This window comes from Rasiella rasia (assembly GCF_011044175.1).
Lineage (GTDB): Bacteria > Bacteroidota > Bacteroidia > Flavobacteriales > Flavobacteriaceae > Marinirhabdus > Marinirhabdus rasia.
In genome coordinates this window covers 1,110,140-1,129,825 of record NZ_CP049057.1, presented here as the reverse complement: position 1 = coordinate 1,129,825, position 19,686 = coordinate 1,110,140, and the positions used below count along the sequence as shown (strand labels likewise).

17 protein-coding genes are annotated in these 19,686 nt (G+C 37.9%); 3 read left to right on the top strand and 14 right to left on the bottom strand.

The features are described from left to right. Window positions 1-208: 208 nt before the first annotated feature. From G5B37_RS05155 to G5B37_RS05110, 11 genes are read right to left on the bottom strand one after another with little or no spacing between them, the layout of a single operon-like run. Complete coding sequence (locus tag G5B37_RS05155; RefSeq protein ID WP_164678999.1) at window positions 209-706, bottom strand: SRPBCC family protein; 498 nt, start codon at window positions 704-706, stop codon at window positions 209-211. Between the two features lie 35 nt (window positions 707-741). Then, window positions 742-2,436: a sodium:solute symporter gene (locus G5B37_RS05150; RefSeq protein WP_164678998.1), complete on the bottom strand. Its 1,695-nt coding sequence runs from the start codon at window positions 2,434-2,436 to the stop codon at window positions 742-744. A gap of 1 nt (window position 2,437) precedes the next feature. After that, window positions 2,438-2,566 carry a hypothetical protein gene (locus tag G5B37_RS15160; RefSeq protein ID WP_263649848.1) on the bottom strand — a complete coding sequence of 43 codons (129 nt, stop codon included), beginning with the start codon at window positions 2,564-2,566 and terminating at the stop codon, window positions 2,438-2,440. A 5-nt stretch (window positions 2,567-2,571) separates the two neighbouring features. Beyond that, entirely contained in the window at window positions 2,572-5,064 is a 2,493-nt protein-coding gene (locus G5B37_RS05145) for a PIG-L family deacetylase (RefSeq protein ID WP_164678997.1), read from the bottom strand. Window positions 5,065-5,115: 51 nt separating this feature from the next. After that, entirely contained in the window at window positions 5,116-5,706 is a 591-nt protein-coding gene (locus tag G5B37_RS05140; RefSeq protein WP_164678996.1) for a mechanosensitive ion channel domain-containing protein, read from the bottom strand. A gap of 3 nt (window positions 5,707-5,709) precedes the next feature. After that, window positions 5,710-6,621: a septum formation inhibitor Maf gene (locus G5B37_RS05135; RefSeq protein WP_164678995.1), complete on the bottom strand. Its 912-nt coding sequence runs from the start codon at window positions 6,619-6,621 to the stop codon at window positions 5,710-5,712. A gap of 32 nt (window positions 6,622-6,653) precedes the next feature. Beyond that, window positions 6,654-7,241 carry a Maf family nucleotide pyrophosphatase gene (locus G5B37_RS05130; RefSeq protein WP_164678994.1) on the bottom strand — a complete coding sequence of 196 codons (588 nt, stop codon included), beginning with the start codon at window positions 7,239-7,241 and terminating at the stop codon, window positions 6,654-6,656. A 3-nt stretch (window positions 7,242-7,244) separates the two neighbouring features. Beyond that, window positions 7,245-7,838 (bottom strand): GNAT family N-acetyltransferase, encoded by a 594-nt coding sequence (locus G5B37_RS05125; protein ID WP_164678993.1) that lies wholly within the window; start codon window positions 7,836-7,838, stop codon window positions 7,245-7,247. Window positions 7,839-7,840: 2 nt separating this feature from the next. Further along, window positions 7,841-8,755 carry a geranylgeranylglycerol-phosphate geranylgeranyltransferase gene (locus tag G5B37_RS05120; RefSeq protein WP_164678992.1) on the bottom strand — a complete coding sequence of 305 codons (915 nt, stop codon included), beginning with the start codon at window positions 8,753-8,755 and terminating at the stop codon, window positions 7,841-7,843. 29 nt (window positions 8,756-8,784) lie between these two features. Then, complete coding sequence (locus G5B37_RS05115) at window positions 8,785-9,318, bottom strand: KdsC family phosphatase (RefSeq protein WP_164678991.1); 534 nt, start codon at window positions 9,316-9,318, stop codon at window positions 8,785-8,787. A gap of 14 nt (window positions 9,319-9,332) precedes the next feature. Beyond that, complete coding sequence (locus tag G5B37_RS05110; RefSeq protein ID WP_164678990.1) at window positions 9,333-10,085, bottom strand: Rossmann-like and DUF2520 domain-containing protein; 753 nt, start codon at window positions 10,083-10,085, stop codon at window positions 9,333-9,335. Between the two features lie 103 nt (window positions 10,086-10,188). Between G5B37_RS05110 and G5B37_RS05105 the strand changes: the two genes are divergently transcribed. Both G5B37_RS05105 and ccsA read left to right on the top strand, forming a co-directional pair. Beyond that, a complete protein-coding gene (locus G5B37_RS05105; RefSeq protein WP_318527366.1) occupies window positions 10,189-10,602 on the top strand; it encodes a group III truncated hemoglobin in 414 nt (137 codons plus the stop codon). Between the two features lie 48 nt (window positions 10,603-10,650). Further along, window positions 10,651-13,869, top strand: coding sequence for a cytochrome c biogenesis protein CcsA (ccsA, locus tag G5B37_RS05100; RefSeq protein WP_164678989.1), 3,219 nt, complete (start codon window positions 10,651-10,653; stop codon window positions 13,867-13,869). A gap of 69 nt (window positions 13,870-13,938) precedes the next feature. On the opposite strand, the gene G5B37_RS05095 is transcribed toward ccsA, so the two are convergent. Both G5B37_RS05095 and fumC read right to left on the bottom strand, forming a co-directional pair. Then, the gene (locus G5B37_RS05095; protein WP_164678988.1) at window positions 13,939-15,255 is read right to left on the bottom strand and encodes a 7TM-DISM domain-containing protein; all 1,317 of its coding nucleotides are present in this window, start codon (window positions 15,253-15,255) and stop codon (window positions 13,939-13,941) included. 174 nt (window positions 15,256-15,429) lie between these two features. Next, window positions 15,430-16,824, bottom strand: a complete 1,395-nt coding sequence (gene fumC / locus G5B37_RS05090) for a class II fumarate hydratase (protein WP_164678987.1) — start codon at window positions 16,822-16,824, stop codon at window positions 15,430-15,432. 146 nt (window positions 16,825-16,970) lie between these two features. Between fumC and G5B37_RS05085 the strand changes: the two genes are divergently transcribed. Beyond that, entirely contained in the window at window positions 16,971-17,144 is a 174-nt protein-coding gene (locus G5B37_RS05085; RefSeq protein WP_164678986.1) for a hypothetical protein, read from the top strand. Between the two features lie 70 nt (window positions 17,145-17,214). On the opposite strand, the gene G5B37_RS05080 is transcribed toward G5B37_RS05085, so the two are convergent. Next, window positions 17,215-19,671 carry a TonB-dependent receptor domain-containing protein gene (locus G5B37_RS05080; RefSeq protein ID WP_164678985.1) on the bottom strand — a complete coding sequence of 819 codons (2,457 nt, stop codon included), beginning with the start codon at window positions 19,669-19,671 and terminating at the stop codon, window positions 17,215-17,217. Window positions 19,672-19,686: the final 15 nt, after the last annotated feature.

Below are 19,686 nucleotides of genomic sequence, written 5' to 3'. Positions count from 1 at the left end.
TTTTTCGTATGTATTTCTTTATCATTGTCTAACTATTACTTCATATTGTGGCTTACTTCCTCATCTTTATTATAGCTATTCTAGTTGTTCTTGGAATCTTCTATACAATCCATCGTATACGTTTGGCGCGACATAGAGGGAAACGACTGCCAAAAAAGAATTTATACTACGCCGTTGTGGCTAGACTTTTTATGAAAGATTTGCCCGATTAAGCATTCAGCATCTTTTTCAACTTCGGATTTTTATTTCTTAAATCTAAACCGCCTTCATAAACAGACTTAAGGTTAACTAGAAAAAAAGACCAGCCACTGTCACACCCTAATCTAATAGTTTCTTTGTCCTTATCTGTTGTGGGTATATTTCCCTGATGCAGTGAAACAATCGTGCCTTTGCTGTATGGCTTCAGCGAAACTGTAACAATACAGTCGTCTGCGGCAAATGTAAAGGCAATAGTGTCTTTTTTGTTTGCGGTGCGTATGGTTCCTGTTTCGGTTCCTTCCCACAAATACCATTTCCAAGCGTAGGTGTCGTTAGTTTGAATCGATTCAGATTTGTTTCGTTCTTCACCTTCCGAAGTGAGAAATGAAGCATCGCTTAAAAACCATCGTTCTAGTTCAGCTGGAATTGTCCAAGCATCGTAAATTTCTTGTAGAGAGGCCTCTATGGCAATTTTACGGGTAAATTGTGTCCAGTCAAAATTTTTCATGGAAGTATTATTTAGACTTCTAAATGTACTGAAATTTAACTAGTTATAGATTTTTTGGTGTTGTTTCCAATGATAAGTTGTACTAAAAAAGCGATACTAATAACCAAAATACAACCAAACACATTAAGCCATAAATACGGCATAACGTCCATGTACCAAACAACAATTACAATTGCCTGTGTAATGAGTGCTGCAATAAAAGTAGCGTTGCTCTTTATGTATTTGATAAAAAAGGCTAGCAGGAAAATACCTAGAACATTTCCGTAGAAAATTGAACCAATAATATTTACCAATTCAATTAAATTTTCAAATAAATTTGCCACCGAAGCAATGAGAATGGCAATTACTCCCCACATCATGGTAAACCATTTACTTGCGTTTACATACTGTTTGTCTGTTCTCCCAGGTCTATTCCTCTTATACAAATCGATTGTTGTCGTAGATCCTAATGCGTTAAGTTCTGAAGCTGTAGAAGACATCGCAGCACTTAAAATAACCGCTAGTAACAAGCCTATGAGCCCACGGGGAAGGTTTGTCAAGATAAAATGTATAAACACATAATCCTTATCGTTAGTTTCTGCATCTGGGTTTGCTTTCTTAATAATGGCTTTAGATTGTTCTCTAAGTCCTTCTTCTTCTTGCTGAAGGGTTCCAATTTGTTTGCTTAGTGCTTCTTGCTCTGCGGAAACTTTAGTTTTTGAATAGGCTTTTTGTGCCTTGATTAAGGCAAGGTCGATTGCTGCTTTTTCATCTTCAAGAGCCGTATATTCTGATGCATATTCACTATTCATTACATCTTTTACAGCAGACGGATTAAAATGAAGTGGTGATGCGTTAAATTGATAGAAAACGAATACCATAACCCCAACCAAAAGAATAAAAAATTGCATAGGCACTTTTAAGAGTCCGTTCATGATTAAACCCATCTGACTCTGTTTTACGGACTTTCCTGATAGATATCGTTGCACCTGACTCTGATCGGTTCCAAAGTAAGACAAGGCCAAAAAAGTACCTCCAATAATACCACTCCAAAAAGTATATCGATTGTTAAAATCGAATGAAAAGTCTAATACATCCATCTTGCCACTAGCTCCAGCAATTTCAAGTGCTTTGTTGAAAGTAATATCTAATGGTAAGTAATTCAGAATTATTAGAAACGCAATAAACATTCCTAGAAAGATAACTCCCATTTGTTGTTTTTGGGTGACAGATACCGCTTTAGTACCACCGCTCACTGTGTAAATAATAACAAGTACACCGATAATAATATTTAGGTATAGTAAATTCCATCCTAAAACTGCAGATAAGATGATGGCGGGAGCAAAAATGGTGATTCCGGCAGCTAGCCCGCGTTGCACTAAAAATAAAATTGCCGTGAGCGTTCGTGTTTTTAAATCGAAACGTGTTTCTAGATATTCGTATGCTGTAAATACTTTTAAGCGATGGTAAATTGGAATAAATACCAAACATATAATTACCATGGCAATGGGCAAGCCGAAATAAAATTGCACAAACCCCATTCCGCTATGAAATGCCTGTCCGGGAGTTGAGAGGAAGGTAATTGCACTGGCTTGGGTTGCCATAACACTAAGCCCGATGGTCCACCATCTAGAATCGTTACCGCCCTTGAGGTAATCGGTCACATTCTTACTCCCACGTGCTTTGTAGGTTCCATAAAGCACAATAAAAAGTAGTGTGCCAATAAGTACATACCAATCGTAATTATGCATTTTAGGTATAGTTTTTCATTAGATAGTAGAATAATACAATGTATCCGGCATTTAAAAGTAATACAAGGGTGTACTTCCATTTCCAGACAAATTTGTCTTTTACTTGTTCAACGATTTCATCTGTTTTCATGTCGTTTATTTTCCAATCGATAATAAGTTAGCGAATAATCGATACGCACCAGGCACACCAGCAGGTAATTCTCTAAAAAAACTTAAACCTGTATAAATATAATGACCTTTTCCGAAGGGAGCTACTAATAAAGAACCTTTGGTTTCTGAATAACCCTTGTCGTTCATTCCCAAAATAGGGGTAAAGGCATCATCCCATTCGCTTGGGAAGTACAAACCGCGTTCTTGTACCCAACCTTCAAAATCGGCTTGTGTAATTTTGTTCGGACTGTTTAAAACGGTATGCTTTGGTGCCAAAATAGAGACGTCGCTAAATTCATCTGTTACACGATCTCGAGATAAAGTAATTGAATATGGCGCAATATCTTTTGTTACCATACGGTGTGCTGTATTGTATTGCAATAATAGCGTTCCGCCATTTTCTACATAGCTATTCAATGCCGTCTGCTTAAAAGCAAGCTCGGGAACCGTATTGTAGGCTCTTATACCAACCACAACAGCATCAAATTGCTTTAGATTTGAAGCAGTGATAGCATCTGGACTAATAGTGGTTACATTGTATCCAATTTCTTTTAAACTCTGCGGAATAGCATCTCCTGCTCCTTCTATATAACCAATATTCTCACCTTTCTTTTCAATGCCTATGCGCACAACTTTTGCCTGACTTGGTAATAACACCCGTTGATACGGAATGTGATCGTAATCAATGGTTATCAATTCGCTTTCAAAATATTGATCGCCTAGTTGCACTAAAGAAGTAAGCGCGCCTTCGCTTTGATTTTTAGGCGGAGTTACTGTAAATTTTAGTGTCTGTGCTTGACCTTTTGCTTTAATATTGAAAACGCCTTGCGATGGCGAAACAATCCATCCCTTAGGATGTTGTAGGGTTACAGTGCCCGTAATATTATCTCGTCCGGCAGTTACAATTACTGGTATTTCGCGAGAAGCTTCCGAAGAAAAAATTAAAACCTTTTCTGGAATACTAGAAGTAACAGCAGGTAATATTTCTAGGGGCTGATAGACTTCTCCTTTTACCGGGTCTGTGTATTTGTATACCACATCTCGTACAACATTTAGTTTCGTCGTCTGTATTTGTATATCGAAGATTAGTTGTTCTGGCGTTGGAGTTTCGGGCATTCCTATCATGGCTTCAGGAGCTTTGTACATTCCAAGTGTTCCTTGTTCATTGAGCCAATACGGTGCCGATATCTTTGTTGAAGCTTTCTCTATTGTAAGTTCAAATTCTTTCTTTTCGTTAGGTGCTAAGGTTTCATTTAGGGCTAGTAAAACCGAGCCATCTTTACTTTTAATACCAGTAACTACTACAGGAAACTCACTTCTATTAATTGCCTCTAGTGTTACATCATAAGAACCGTTAGGGTTTACTGCATTGGTGTTGGCTGCAGCCTCTAAGAAAATACCACCGCAATCAAGTATCAAGGTTTCTAATTGTTTTAATTTAATAGCACGCCAATGTGTGTCTTTCAAATTTTTAACCAAATCGTAGGCCTTAATGAGGTCTGGCAACATTGCCGACGGATTTTTAAAGTTGAAATTTTCAGCTAACGGATTTAGTATAGCACCTATGGCAGCACCGCCTTCCAAGCGAGACCATGTAGTGTTAATGCCATCAAAAATGTTAGTGTTATCATCCGGGAAATCGCCTTTTAGAAATTCTAAGTACTCAGTTTGTGCACCTCGAGAACCAGTGCTTCCAAAACCTTGCGATTTGTGCATGCTACGACTAAGAGAGGCGATTTCTCCGTTAGAGAGCCCAAGTTGTGGATAATAATTTCCAGTTTGCACTTCAACCAAATTACTCTTGTCTGCTTTTTCAAAATTTTCTCTACTTCCGTAAAACCACCATGAGGTATTAAAGAAAAGGCGTTTAGGTTGCCATGTTCCATAAGTTTCTGCAGAAGCGGGATATTTTGTAGCGTCGTTTAACAAATCGAAAGCTTCAACACTTAACATAGCAGATGAGGTGTGGTGCCCATGAGTAGAACCTGGGTTTCGATGGTTAAATCTATTTACTATTACGTCTGGTTTAAACTTTCGGATAGCACGAACAACATCACTTAACACTTCTTCTTTATTCCATATCGCTAAGGTTTCATCTGGATGTTTAGAGTACCCAAAATCGTTAGCGCGTGTAAATAACTGTTGCCCACCATCTGTGCGACGCGCGGCCAGTAATTCTTGTGTACGAATAACGCCTAATAACTCTCTAATTTCTGGACCGATAAGGTTTTGGCCACCATCTCCTCTGGTAAGTGATAAATATGCGGTACGCGCTTTTAAGTCGTTTGCCAAATATGAAATCAGACGTGTGTTTTCATCGTCTGGGTGTGCCGCAATATAGAGTGCAGAACCTAAAAAGTTAACCTTTTGTAAATTGTGATATAGTTCTGAAGCAGTTGGTTTGGCTGGTTGTTGTGCGAAAGAAATGGTAAATCCAGCTACAAAAAATAGTAGCAATACATGTATTTTTTTTAGCATTGGTAGGAGTTTTTCAATGGTAATCAAATATACCTAAAATGCTATATCGGGCTAATCTATTGGCTGTTCTTTAACATTTTTGTCTTCCTTTTCATCTTCTGTTGCCTCTGGATGAAAAAGCGAATCGGCAAGATTAATTTCATCTGGTTTTAAAACGCTTACTCCTTTTTGGAGTATCAGGCTGTTGGGGTAAGTAATTGTTTCGCCTTTGTCAGTTTTAAGAATGATATGAAAAGTTTTAATGTCGTCTATAATTCCTTCATATTGATGCTCTTTGTCATGAATTTTCACAAAATCGCCTATCTTATACGGAAAGATAAAAAACATGATAATTCCGCTTGTTATATTACTCAAAATAGACCATTGCGCGAAAAAACCAACCCCAATAACAGCAAAAACTGAAAGAATAACCGAGCCAAAATTCTTAAAATCGACTCCCCAAATTAGTACAAGAGATAAGGATAACAGGAAGAGCGTGGCGTAATTTATATGTTTAACAATAAGTCCAGTACGGTGCTCTACGCGTTCAAATTTTCTAGCTGCTCTTTTGGTTACAACCACCAAGACCCAGCGCAGAATAATTAGTATGGCTATAACACAAATAGATTGTATACCATGTATGTAAAAGAAGTCGCTATTCATAATTTAAAGTCCTAATGAATCTCTTAAGTGTTCAAAAGTAGTACTATTTTGCCCCCAATAGGCAGTTTTTATACGCTTCATTTTAGTTGCGGTAGTTACTAGCCCATCAGCATAAGATTCTTCCCAACGTTCTATAGTATGTGGAAAGTCTTTGTTGTAGTAAATTTTTAAATTTCGTTTAAGCGCTGGGTAATTTAGTTCGTAGGCTACCAACGAATCTGTGGTGGTGCGTTTTGCTGAAACATTATGAGCTTCAATATCTTTATGATGCATTCTAAAAAATTCAAAGGAGGGGAGCATGGTAAGGTTACCCGTTGGCAATTCTTCTGGCTTCAATCTTATGAGATTCCATACATCGTTTTCTAGCCATGTTTTTTCTAATGTTTTTGATGCGTCTGCCTCTCCTTCAAAATACGAGTGTTGAATGATTTCAAATTGATCTCTATTGTTTAATTGCACATACACATGCCCACACCACTCTTGTGTAGCATGCGAAATTTTCAAGGCAGCGCTCTTAGCTGCGGCAGGTGTAAATGTACTGGACATTACTGTGTATGGGTAGATACCTGTAACGTAGTTTTTAGTCTTGTTGAGCTTTAAAACAGGTATATTACTACTTGATGCTCTATCTGCCTTTACTTGAGCTTCGGGTAAAAAATCTTCGGTCACAAATATAGTTACCGCAGTACCATCTCTTAGTTCTCCATAGCGTTCCTGACTTAACGCATATGAAGTGATTTCTGCATCACCTGCGTACCAATAAGCTTTAAAAGCTTCAGAGAGTTGTCTTTGGGGTGCTTCAGCAGACTTATTTAGTTGGCTGTTCTCGCTATTTGGGATTAAATTTCCTTCAGAATTAGTACAAGAAACTAAAACAAAGCCACAGAGTAACAGCGTAATTTGATAAAACTTCATAGCAGTTAAATTTTCAGTAAAAGTACGAAAAATCAAGCTTTAGCGATTTCTAGAAAAGTTTTGTACACCAGTCTTGTAGGTAGCCCCATTACGTTAAAATAGCTTCCCTCTAATTTAGTAATGGCAATATATCCCAACCATTCCTGAACCCCATAACTTCCGGCCTTATCGTAGGGCTCATAGGTTTTAATGTAATAGTCTATCTCTTCTTCGGAAAGTTCCTTAAACCACACTTTGGTACAGTCTGATACTACCTTCTGAAAGTTTTTGCCCGTAAAACAAACCGAAGTATATACCTCATGCATAGAACCACTCAGGTTACGCAACATGGCTTTAGCTTCAAGTTCATCTTTTGCTTTTTCGATGGGCTTATCATCTTTCCAGACAATGGTGTCGCTGGTCACAAGTATATCAGTATCCTTTAGGTCTGTAAAAACCGATGCTTTTAGCTTAGAAAGGTATTCGGTGATTTCGGCTTGTTTTAATTGGCTGTCGTATACTTCATTAACTGCACGAACATCTATGGTGAATTCTAGGTCAAGTTCCTTGAAAAAATACTGTCTTCGCGGCGATCCAGACGCTAGAATAAGGGTGTGGTTTTTTAATTTCTCTCGAAGCATAACTTACATTATTTTTAGTTTGAGGTTTTCTTTTACATGCGAAACCCACTCAGTTTTTAGAATACTCAACACAATACTATCCCTTCTACCCGTAGGACTGCTACAATTGTTTCTTAATATTCCTTCTACGGTACAACCTATGCCCTTCATAGCAGCAATGCTGCGTGCGTTGTTAGCATCTCCTCTAAACTCTACACGTTCTGCCTTCAGCGTTTCAAATGCAAATTCAAGCATTAAATACTTACAATGTCTGTTAAGCCCAGTGCGCTGAAATTCTTTACCATACCAAGTGTACCCAAGCTGCACACTTTTATGTGTGTTCTGAATGTCATAAAATCGAGTGCTCCCAGCGTAGGCATTCGCTTTTTTGTCGAATACAAGAAAAGGATACGAATCGCCTATCTTTTTTTTCTCTAAGGCAATGGCAATGTACTGTTTCAAGTTTTCTTGACCGTTTGCAGGTAGAAGAGAATATTCCCAAAGCTCAGGTTCTTGTTCTGAGAAGATAGCAAGATGCTCAATGTCTTCGGAGTGTAGCGGTCTAAGCAATACACGTTCGTTTTCTAGTATAACAGATTGTGAGGTGTCGAAATTCATTTCTAAAGAGTTAAAATTTCAGCAAAAAATAAAAGGCTACAGACCCCAGTAAACATTACAAGTTTTAAGATCCATGACAGTACCATATAGTCTTTGGCTCGTTTGGCATTCCAAGCACGAATGCAAAAATAGAGGAGAGGCGCACCTATTAAAAATATAAAATAAGAATTAACTGTTTTAAAGTTGTACAAATACGTATTTGTGAACCATAACAGTGCAAAAAGCGCAATGAGCCCTAAGCCAAAAACAATAGTAGTTGTTCTAGAACGCCCTAGTACTATTGCTAACGTATTTCGACCTCCATTTTTATCGCCATTAACATCTTGAATGTCTTTTACAATTTCGCGCAGAAGGTTTAGATAAAAGGCAGAGGCTGCAAACCAAACAATTGTCGTGGCAGCAGTAATTTGCAAAGCTGTTGGGTTTTCGATAATGACCGGATAAATATCAAAAATAATGAGCACTAAAAGACTACACGCAACAAGTATAGAAATTACCAAATTACTAAGTACAACGATAGTACTAAGATAGCTAGCGTAGCTATAAAGTAAAATAGAAATACCAATAAATATAGCTGCTAGGCCAGGATGACCAAGTCTATTAGCGACTAAAAATCCGGCTCCCACGCCTAAAACATTAAGTACAAGATAAAAGTTATATGCTTTTTTTTCTGAAATTTTAGTGCCAAGAATCACGCGACCAGGTTTATTGATGGTATCAATGGCAACATCGTGAATGTCGTTAATTACATTTCCCGCAGCAGCAATACAGAGCGTAGCGACTACTAAAAAGCCGAAATCGATATGTCCCATAGCTACATCGATCCCTAATGGCTCAAAAAAGCCATATTTTATAGCTACTTGGGTGAACAGAAGTAGCAACAAATTAACAGGGCGAACGATACGCAGAAAGGCCATTTCTTAGGTATTAAAGTGTACGTATTTCGTTAATCATATTTTGCGCTAAAGCTACTTTTAGAAATCCATTTTCCCTGTACCTTTAAAACTTGTTCAATAATATCGCGCACGCAACCTTCACCGCCTTTTTTATGCGAAACATATTTACTCAATTCTTTAATCTCTGGCACAGCATCTTGCGGGCAACAAGGCAAGCCAACTTCTTGCATCACATAATAATCAGGGATGTCGTCGCCCATATATAGTGTGTTTTCTGCAGAGAGCTTATTGTCTGAAAGATATTTTTTAAGCGTGTCGGTTTTTTGATGTGTTCCTAAGTATATATCTGTAATGCCCAAACCTTGCAGACGTTTACGTACACCTTCGTTAGAGCCACCACTAATAATACAGACATGAAGCCCTTGGTCTATGGCGGTTTTTAATGCATACCCGTCTTTAATGTGCATAGAGCGGTACATTTCTCCCTCGGTTGTAATTGTTATGGTTCCATCTGTAAGCACCCCATCTACGTCAAAAACAAGTGTGGTGATATGGTTGAGGTATTCTTTATAGCTTTTTTCCATCGTAGTGTATTGGTTTAGTCTTGCTTCTTTTGATTCGCATAAATTGATTGGGTGAGTAGCTCATAGATTTCAGCATACTTGCTATCTTCTAAAAGATGTAAATGCTTTTCTATGGTTTTTGTATCGTTTCGTTTGGCCGGACCCGTTTGGGCATCAGAAGGCGATAGCGTACTTAGTTTATTTGCGGTTTCGGTAATAAGCGGTTTCAGTAAATTAAAGTCAATATTATTTTCTTCGGAAATTTCCGAAGCGATGCCGTATAAGTGATTTACAAAGTTATTTACGAAAACTGCGGCAAGGTGTAAGATGGCTCGCTTATCTGAATTTATTTCAACAACACTTTCAGAAATACATTCGCCTAACTTTTTAAGAAGTGCGGTGTCGTTAACGTTCTCAGCTTCAACGCAAATCGGGATATTATTGAAGTCTACTTCAGTTTCCTTGCTAAAGGTTTGCAACAAATAAAAAACACCTTTTCGATTACCACTCGAAAGCTGGTTCATGGCGGCACCTCCAGACGTATGAACTACGAGTTTGTTTGAAAGCGGTAGTACTTCAGAAAATGAAGCGATTGCGTTGTCAGGAATCGCCATGATGTATACATCGGCTTCGACAAGTTCCGTTAATTTTTGAGTTTGAGCCGTAGCTAAATTGTCTATTCTATTTCTATTATACACCTGAACCACTTCTACACCCAACGAGGCGGTAATTGCTTTATGCAAATGAAACCCTACATTTCCGTAACCAAGTATCACAACACGAATCATATTGCGAAGGTACTAAGTTTTTGAAAGACCTTTTGTGTGGTTAAAAGTTATATTTCAGTTTAAGGATAAATAGAAACCCCGGGTAATTTAGTACCTTGTGTGAATGTTGGCAAGAAAAGATATTACAACACGAGAAGATGTGTACCTATTGGTCTCAACTTTCTACGGAAAGGTGCAGAACAACGAACTGCTGGGGCCCATATTTAATAGAGCGATAACCGATTGGGATACACATTTTGAGCATCTTACAGATTTTTGGGAGACCAATCTTTTCTTTAAACGGAAGTTTAAGGGCAACCCAATACAGAAGCATGTTGAAGTAGATACAGCCGAAGGACATAGCATAAACGAACTTCATTTTGGTGTTTGGCTTAATATGTGGTTTGAAACTGTAGACGACCTGTTTGTTGGTGAACTAGCTCAGATAGCCAAAAATAGGGCTAGAAACATGGGAACTTTTATTCATCTTCAAATTTTTAACGCACGTAAAAATAATGCTACCGATTCAATAAAATGATGTAGTTTTTGTGGTTTTGATTGGTTAAATTTGCATAAAAATTGCCCAATGCAAAAGAAACTTGCCGCATTCCTTTTTTCAACCCGCCTTACCGCTGTTTTATTTATTGTTTTTGCTGTTGCCATGGCCGTTGGAACATTTCTAGACGCCTCTTCAGAAACCTCACCAACACCTTACTCCCGAGAGATTATCTACAATGCCTGGTGGTTTGAGGCTATTATGGTATTTTTTGTCATCAATTTCTGCGGAAATATTTTTCGTTTCAGATTGTATAAAAAAGAGAAATGGGCTACACTAATTCTTCATTTGTCCTTTATTTTAATTTTGGTTGGTGCCTTTGTTACGCGTTACATAGGGTATGAAGGTAGAATGGAAATTCGCGAGGGGGCTACAGAAAATAAGTTTCTTTCAGACAACACTTTTGTTACAGCATTTGTAGATGGCGATTTTGTGGTAGATGGAGTGCAACAACGTAGGGTGATTCCAGCACAAGAAGTACGCTTTTCAGAAAGACTAGACAACAACTTTTCTATGCACACAGACTATAACGGTGTTCCTGTGTCGATAACCTTAAAGAGTTTTATAAAAAATGCCAAGGAAAGTTTAATAGCTGAGGTTGATGGAGAAGGATATTTAAAGATTGTAGAAAGTAGTGGCGGTGAAAAACATGATCATTGGTTGCAAATTGGGCAAGTAGCAAACATTCATAATATTTTGTTCGCCCTTAACAATCCCACAGAAGGTGCCATTAATATTACTTACAATGAAACCGATGGTAGTTATTCAATTGTAGCTCCTTTTGAAGGCTCGTTTTTAAACATGGCAGAATTAAGTGCTGCTGGTATACAGCCAGGGCAGGCATCTGCTAATATGGAGCAATTTCAGCGAAGGTTTATTAAAGATAGTGTACAGACGCTAATGCTTCGCTCTCTATACAACATAGCCGATATGCAGTTTGTAATTCCGAGTCCAGTTACCGTAGGACGTCAAGGTGTGGTACGGGCAGAAGCTTCAGAGCAAACTAATGCAGACGGATTGATTTTAGATGTTACCGCTGGAGGTGAGACTAAAACAGTAGAGTTGTTAGGGGGCGTTGGAAATGCACCAGACCCTACCAAGGTTACAGTAAATGGTCTGGACGTCTACATTACGTATGGCTCTAAGGAATACGAGCTGCCATTTAGTATTACGCTGCGCGATTTTATTGCTGAAAAATATCCTGGTACCGAACGTAATTATAAATCGTTTAAAAGTAAACTAACAGTAAGTGATTCTGAAACAGAATTTTTTGATACTGAAGTTTTTATGAATAACGTCCTTGATCATAAAGGATACCGCTTTTTCCAAGCCAGTTTTAACCCAGATGAAAAAGGAACAATTTTGTCTGTAAACCACGATGCATGGGGAACATGGATTACCTATATCGGGTATTTCTTGCTTTACTTCGGACTAATGGCAATACTCTTTGTGAAAGGATCGCGATTTGGTTCTTTAAAGAGAATGTTAGATAAAGTGAAAGCAAAAAAAGCAGCACTCACTATTGTATTTGCGTTGATTGCTTTTGCTGGTCAGGCACAGACCAACGCACATGAGCATACCGAGGCTAAGGCCGAACAGATAGATAGTATTATAAAGGCAAATATTGTAGATAAGCAACATGCTGCTAAATTTTCAGAATTAATTATTCAAGACAACGGGCGCATGAAACCCGTACACACCTACGCAAGCCAGTTGTTGCGTAAGATTAGCAGAAGCAATACTTATGCTGGTATGGATGCTAATCAGGTATTTATTTCCATGACAGAGTTTCCAAGGCTTTGGGTAGAAGTGCCTTTGGTAAGTTTAAAAAGAGGAAATGATAGTATTCGGCAGGTGCTGGATGTTCCAGTAGCGACTAAAAAAATTACATTGTTAGACCTATTCGATGAAAAGGGTACTAATAAGTTAGATCCCTATTTAGAAAAGGCGACATCTAAAAATAACCCCAACCAGTTTGAGAAGGATTTTATTAAGGTGTACGAGAACGTTTTCTTGCTTAACGAAGCCTTAAGCGGTAGTATTCTAAAAATATTTCCTATACCTAACGATCCAGGTAATAAATGGGTGTCGTATCTAGAATTAGGCGAGGCCAATTTCACGGGTAAAGATTCTATGGCGGTGCGTACTATTTTACCAGCATATTTTCAAAGTCTAGCAACTGCAAGAAAAACGGGTGACTATACGCAGGCAGATGAACTTTTAGAAGGAATTAAAAAGTTTCAGAGAACCTATGGGGCTTCTGTTATTCCATCAGAAAACAAAATAAAGGCTGAGATAGTATATAATAAAGTAGATATTTTCAATAGGCTATACATGTACTTTACAGTAATGGGAGTACTTATGTTTGTCTTTATCATCTTCCAAATTTTTAAAGAAGGTAAGCGTGTAAACACGTTGATAAAAGCTTGTAAATACGTAATTTGGACCTTTTTTGCGCTAATGACCCTTGGCTTAATTGCTCGTTGGTATGTTAGCGGACATGCACCTTGGAGTGATGCGTACGAGAGTATTATTTACGTAGCATGGGCGACAGTCTTCTTTGGCTTAGCGTTTGGACGAAAAAGTGACCTTACTATTGCCTCTACGGCATTTGTAGCTGCTATTATTTTGTGGGTGGCAAACCAGAATTGGTTAGACCCAAGTATTTCTAATCTGGTTCCTGTGTTAGATAGCTATTGGTTAATGATTCATGTTGCAGTAATTGTGGCGAGTTATGGGCCATTCACCTTAGGAATGATTCTAGGAACTACCATTTTGCTTCTTATCTTACTTACAACCAAAGAGAACAAGAAAAAGATGGATCTTAATATAAAAGAGCTCATCATTATTACTGAAATGGCATTAACTGTTGGTTTGGTAATGCTTACTATCGGAAATTTTCTCGGGGGGCAATGGGCTAACGAAAGTTGGGGACGCTACTGGGGTTGGGATCCAAAAGAAACCTGGGCGTTGATTAGTATTATGATATACGCTTTTGTGATTCATGCACGTTTGGTTCCTGGTTTACGTGGTAAATGGACATTTGCTGTATTTTCAATATTTGCGTACGCTAGCATTATGATGACATACTTTGGGGTGAATTTTTACCTAACAGGCTTACATAGTTATGCAAGCGGCGATGTGCCAGTAACACCTACATTTATATATTATCTAATAGGCTTCTTTGTTGTCTTAAGTGTAGTTTCGTTTATTAAGTACAAGAAATATTATACCAACAAAATAGGGTAGACTTGTTAAGTCTACCCTTGAGTTAGGTTTAGTTGGGAGGTTGTAAAAAACATCCTCGCGGGGGGTACTTTAATTATAGAGATAGTCTGGCTGACTGTCAAGTAGTCTAAAGTCTTCTTGAATCTGTTCACCAATCTCTAATTTTTCATATAGTTCTTTTGTAAGCGCTTCAATATCTTCTTCAGTAGTCTTAAGCTTTCGAGCAATCTTATCATTTTCTTTTCCTTCACTAATGTACTGAAGTAACTTTATCTCTAAACCATCAAGATCATAGTGCATAATTAGATTTTCAAGATATACATCTTCTAACAACTTTACTGCACTCTGACGATTCATTGCCTCTTGGCGCTTTAAGAAGATGCGCATTTCTGTCTGGCGCATTTCATTTTCTTCTTTAACCGCACGAATTCTATAGATAATAGCATACGTTAAAATAAGCATTTCTATAAGTCCGGCGATTTTAATATGTACCGTTTCCGTAGAAAGAAAGTTTATTCCTATGTTTTTCAATACAAAGAAATCTACAGCGAAGAGTAGAGGTATAAAGCCCGCAATTGCATAAAATTTCGCATAGTTTTTTCTGCTGAATAAGAAAACCCCGGCCATGAAATAACAAATGAGTACCGAAATAGAAACAAAATTTGCCGCGTAAGCAGTTACCGTATCTTTGGCTACATATGCCGAAAATACCAACGCACCACCAATTAAAACCAATGGGAATGTTATAAATTTTATCTTCGGAAAAAATTCTTCAAGATTTAAATACTTCGAAGCAAACAACGCACTAAAGCCCATAGCAAACCACAATAGAAGCGATTGAACTAAAAACGGATTAGCTGGGCCTGTAAGTCCGAAGAGATGATGAAGCCCGTCGTTATAGAAAAACACGGCTGTAACTCCACTTAATGCTAAGGCGTAAAATAGAAAAAGACGTTCATCAAAAATAAAGTAGCACAAGATGTTTACGAGTAATACCATGAGTGCAAACCCATAATACATGCCTTGTTTAAACGACGTTGCATTATCTGCTTGAGATACTTGTGCGGCCAATAGGCTTTTTTCTGAATTTTTTTCTTGAACAACACTTTCCGTTTGTAAATTATTGTAGGAAATTTCTTCAAGTTGTGCATTTTCTGCCGTTTCACCTTTTTGGGTGTTGGGTTGATTTATGCTGCTCGAAATAGATGCGTCGCTATCTAATTCTGAGATAAAATGAGCCTTTTTAAAAGCTTGAAACGCAGTTGCCTTTTTGTTGACTTTAGTAGTATTTACGGCACTTTTCGCTTTGAATGAAAGTTCACTTTCGGCAGCGATTGAAGCTGTAATATTTCCTAAAACTACTATTAAAAGACACCACAATACGGGGTAAAATTGTAGCCTTATCATAAGTTGGTTTTAATTATTTGGGTAGTCCAATATACGCAAAAATTACATTTCAACTAATAAATCTGCATTTAATCGATATTTTTATGTGTTTTTTAATAATCTATACATTTCGGTAAAAACAAAAAGCTCTTACAATAAGTATTTGTAAGAGCTTTTAAACGTATGTTATAAAAATTATTTTTCCCCGACCATATCTTCAGGTTTTACCCAAGCATCAAATTCGTCAGATGTGAGATATCCAAGGGCTATGGCCTCTTCTTTTAAAGTAGTACCATTTTTGTGTGCGGTATTTGCTATTTCGGCTGCTTTGTAATACCCAATTTTAGTGTTCAGGGCAGTAACTAGCATTAACGAATTATTCAACATTTTCTGAATTACTTCAGAATTAGGTGCTATTCCCGCTGCGCAATGTTCATCGAAAGAGACACAGGCATCTCCAATTAGCTGAGCCGATTGCAAAATATTTGCAGCCATTAGGGGCTTAAATACATTTAACTCGTAGTGACCTTGCATACCACCAACTCCAATAGCTACATCATTACCCATTACTTGTGCGCAAACCATAGTAAGGGCTTCGCATTGTGTTGGATTAACCTTACCGGGCATGATAGATGAGCCAGGTTCGTTAGCGGGAATCGTTATTTCACCAATCCCGCTTCTTGGGCCACTTGCTAACATTCTAATATCATTTGCAATTTTATTTAACGAAACGGCAAGTTGTTTTAACGCACCATGCGTTTCTACAATCGCATCGTGTGCAGCTAGTGCTTCAAACTTATTCTCTGCGGTTACAAACGGTAACTCTGTAAATTTTGCAATATACTCGGCTACCTTTACAGCATATCCCGTAGGCGTGTTAATTCCTGTTCCCACAGCAGTTCCTCCTAAGGCAAGTTCAGAAAGATGTGCCAACGTATTTTTCAACGCGCGTAAACCATGGTCTAACTGAGATGCATATCCACTAAATTCTTGTCCGAGTGTCAATGGAGTTGCGTCCATTAAGTGCGTACGTCCAATTTTTACAACATCTTTAAAGTCCTTAGATTTTTTAACGAGTGTAGCATGTAGTTGTTCTACGCCAGGAATGGTAACATCAACAATTTTTTTATACGCGGCAATGTGCATTCCAGTTGGAAAGGTATCGTTAGAAGACTGACTCTTATTTACGTCGTCGTTAGGTTGTAATGTTTTATCACCTTCTCCAATTGTTTTTCCCGCTAATTGATGTGCGCGATTGGCAATCACTTCATTTACGTTCATGTTACTTTGGGTACCGCTTCCAGTTTGCCAAATTACCAATGGAAACTGATCATCATGCATTCCAGTTAAAATTTCATCACAGACCTTAGAAATTAAATCTCTTTTTTCTTCGGAAAGTACCCCCAATTCACAGTTGGTATACGCTGCCGCCTTTTTCAGATATGCAAATCCGTAGACTACTTCTAACGGCATGGACCCAGCAGCCCCAATTTTGAAGTTATTACGAGAGCGTTGTGTTTGAGCTCCCCAAAGCTTATTGGCAGGTACTTGAACCTCGCCCATGGTGTCTTTTTCTATTCGGTAGTTCATTGTCTTACTATTAGAGGTTGCAAAGTTACAAAAAGACAAAAGCCTACTCAAGAACCCAACTGTTTAATTGTTGTGGATAAATAGGAATTAATTTTTGTTTTTTTAGAGAAAACCTTGTTATCTTTGCCTAGCAAAACACGCAGATTATGTTCGACTTTGATCAGTATTTAGGATTTTTAGCATTTTTAACCATTTTAACAATCGGTTTTTGGTTAATGATTTTCTTAGTTTCTTTTATTCCTTATTGGATTGGTGGAGCTTTACTAGAAAATTTCAAATTAAAGCGTGAAGCGAAAAGAAAAGAAAGAGAGGCAAGTTAAACAGCCGTCTAGATATAATTAAAAAGGAGCTCAACTTGAGCTCCTTTTTTTGTGGGGTATTTTGTGTTTTTTAATCTCCAAAGTCTCCATCGTCGCCGTCAAAATCTCCATCGCCTCTTCCTCCACGTTGACGTTCTTTCTTCTGATTGAATCTATAGGTAAAACTTAAATTAAACTGTCGTTCACGCCATTGAAACTCAGACTCACTTTCAAAAGATGGAGTAATTGTAGTAGTGTTTCTTTTTCTTGAATTTAGTAAATCACTTACATTAAACCCAATTGTAGCATTGTCGCTCATAATATCTTTACTGAAAGCTAGATTTACAGATAACATACCTTCTGTTTCGGCCTGGGCATTAATCCTTGGGCCTCTGTAAAATGCAGTGGTCTGCCAATCTATCTTATACGGAAGTGTTACTTTACTACTTCCACGTGCAAACCAACTGGTGTTTTCTGTACCATAGTCCACATCGTTAAATATACCTACAGTTTTAAATCCGAAGAAGTTGAAACTACCATTAAGACGTAGCCATTTTGCTGGATTGTACAAAACACCTGCTTCAAAACCGTAGCGTTCATTAGTAGCTAAGTTAAACGGAATGGTTCTAATAATAGGAACACCGTTTGGCGTTACTTCACCAGTATCTTCACTCACTCGCTCAAAAGCATCGGTTTCACGCTGGTAGTATACAGATGTTGTGAGTGTTAATTTGCTCCATCTTTTTAAATACCCTAGATCAAATGCATTTGCAAAAGCAGGACGTAAGCTAGGATTTCCTTGAAAAACATTAGCCTCACTACTTCTAGAAGGGAATGGGTTAATAAAAAATCCACGCGGACGATTAATTCTACGGTTATATCCTAGTGTAACATTTTCACGTTCTCCCAGTTCATAGACAACATTTACTGTTGGGAATAACCCTGTATAGCTGTTATCAAAGTTTACGTTGAAATCGTCATTACTTGTAATATCTTCTCCAGTAACTTCTCCTTTTAATTGGGTGTCTTCTAATCTTAGTCCTAATAGGAAAGAGAACTTTCCAAATTTGTTCCCATATTGAGTGTAAAGGGCGTTTACGTTCTCTTCATAGGTAAATACGTTAGACAAGCTATCGTTTCTTACAAAGGCTCCGCCTGGCGTTAGCTGCTCGGTAAGCAAATAATCTGTTACTGTTTTCTCAAAATTACCACGGTAGCCCGCTTCAAATTGCGCATTCTCCCCAATAGGTCGTACATAATCTGCTTGTACTAAATATTCATTTTGGTCTTCTATTTGCGTAATAAATTCTGCGGGTAGTAACTCGTTGGTAGGAAACGTATTAAACTCATCAATAAAAGAAGTCTCTGTTTCTGCATCATCTTCTGCTTGCAAGTCTATGGTAAGTTTGTGACCATTTGTGTCGAAATTGTTCACGTAATTTAACGAGAATTGAAGACTGGTGTCTTCTTCAGTTTCAGTCTCTATTCTACTTCGTTCAATAGCAAGTACATTAGCCGCGTCAAACTCTTTTGTTAAATTGGTAGTGACATCTTCGTCGTCTCCCAATCGCAAAAATCCCGAAGCTGTAATTGAAGATTTATCGGTTAAATAATACTCAATTCCTAAGTTGGTATTAAATCCGCGATTTAATCGGTCATACTCGCGGTCTTCTGTCACTAACGGGTTAGAAGCATTCGCCGTTAAATATCGAGTTTCAAAATAGGCGTTACCAGGAGACTTGTTATAGCGTACCCCTGTTGTATTAAATATATTGAATTTATCGGTTCTTAGGTTAATATTACCAGTTAAACCACTACTTAGAGGAACCCCTAAATTTGCCTGTACAGAGCCGTTTAGCCCCAATGTTTTCTCTTTCCGTAGTATAATATTAAGGATACCAGCAGTTCCTTCTGCATCGTATCTAGCAGAGGGTGATGTAATTACTTCAACACGTTCAATAGCATCTGCCGGAAGTTGACGTAGGGCATCGGTGCTACCAAACCCGGCAATGGCACTAGGTTTTCCATTAATTAGAATACGTACATTTTCATTACCTCTTAGACTAATTGCACCATCTACATCGACGGTTACAGAAGGTACATTCCCTAATGCATCACTTACGGTGGCACCACTTGTAGTAAGGTCTTTTCCTATATTATATACTTTTTTATCTAGCCTAATCTGAACTTCTGTTGTCTCGGCACGTACCACCACTTCATCTAAACTTTCAGAATCTAACGAAAGATAGACTGTAGGTAGCGTGGTAGCCTGTTGAATTTGCAGGTTGGGTTTTTGAATAGATTTATAACTTATAAACTCATATTTTACCGTATACGTACCAGAAGGAATGTCTATTGAAAAATTTCCGTCTACATCGGTAATCCCACCTGTGACAGTTTTTCCAGTGGCGTCTATAAATGATACCGTTGCATATTCTAGTGGATAGTTAGTACCTTGTTCAAGTACTTTTCCTGTTGCGGTAACGTCGGTTTGAGCTATTAAAAAAGCGCTAAAAAGTAACGCAAGTAGGCTGGTAAGTAGTTTCATGAATTTTATTTGGAT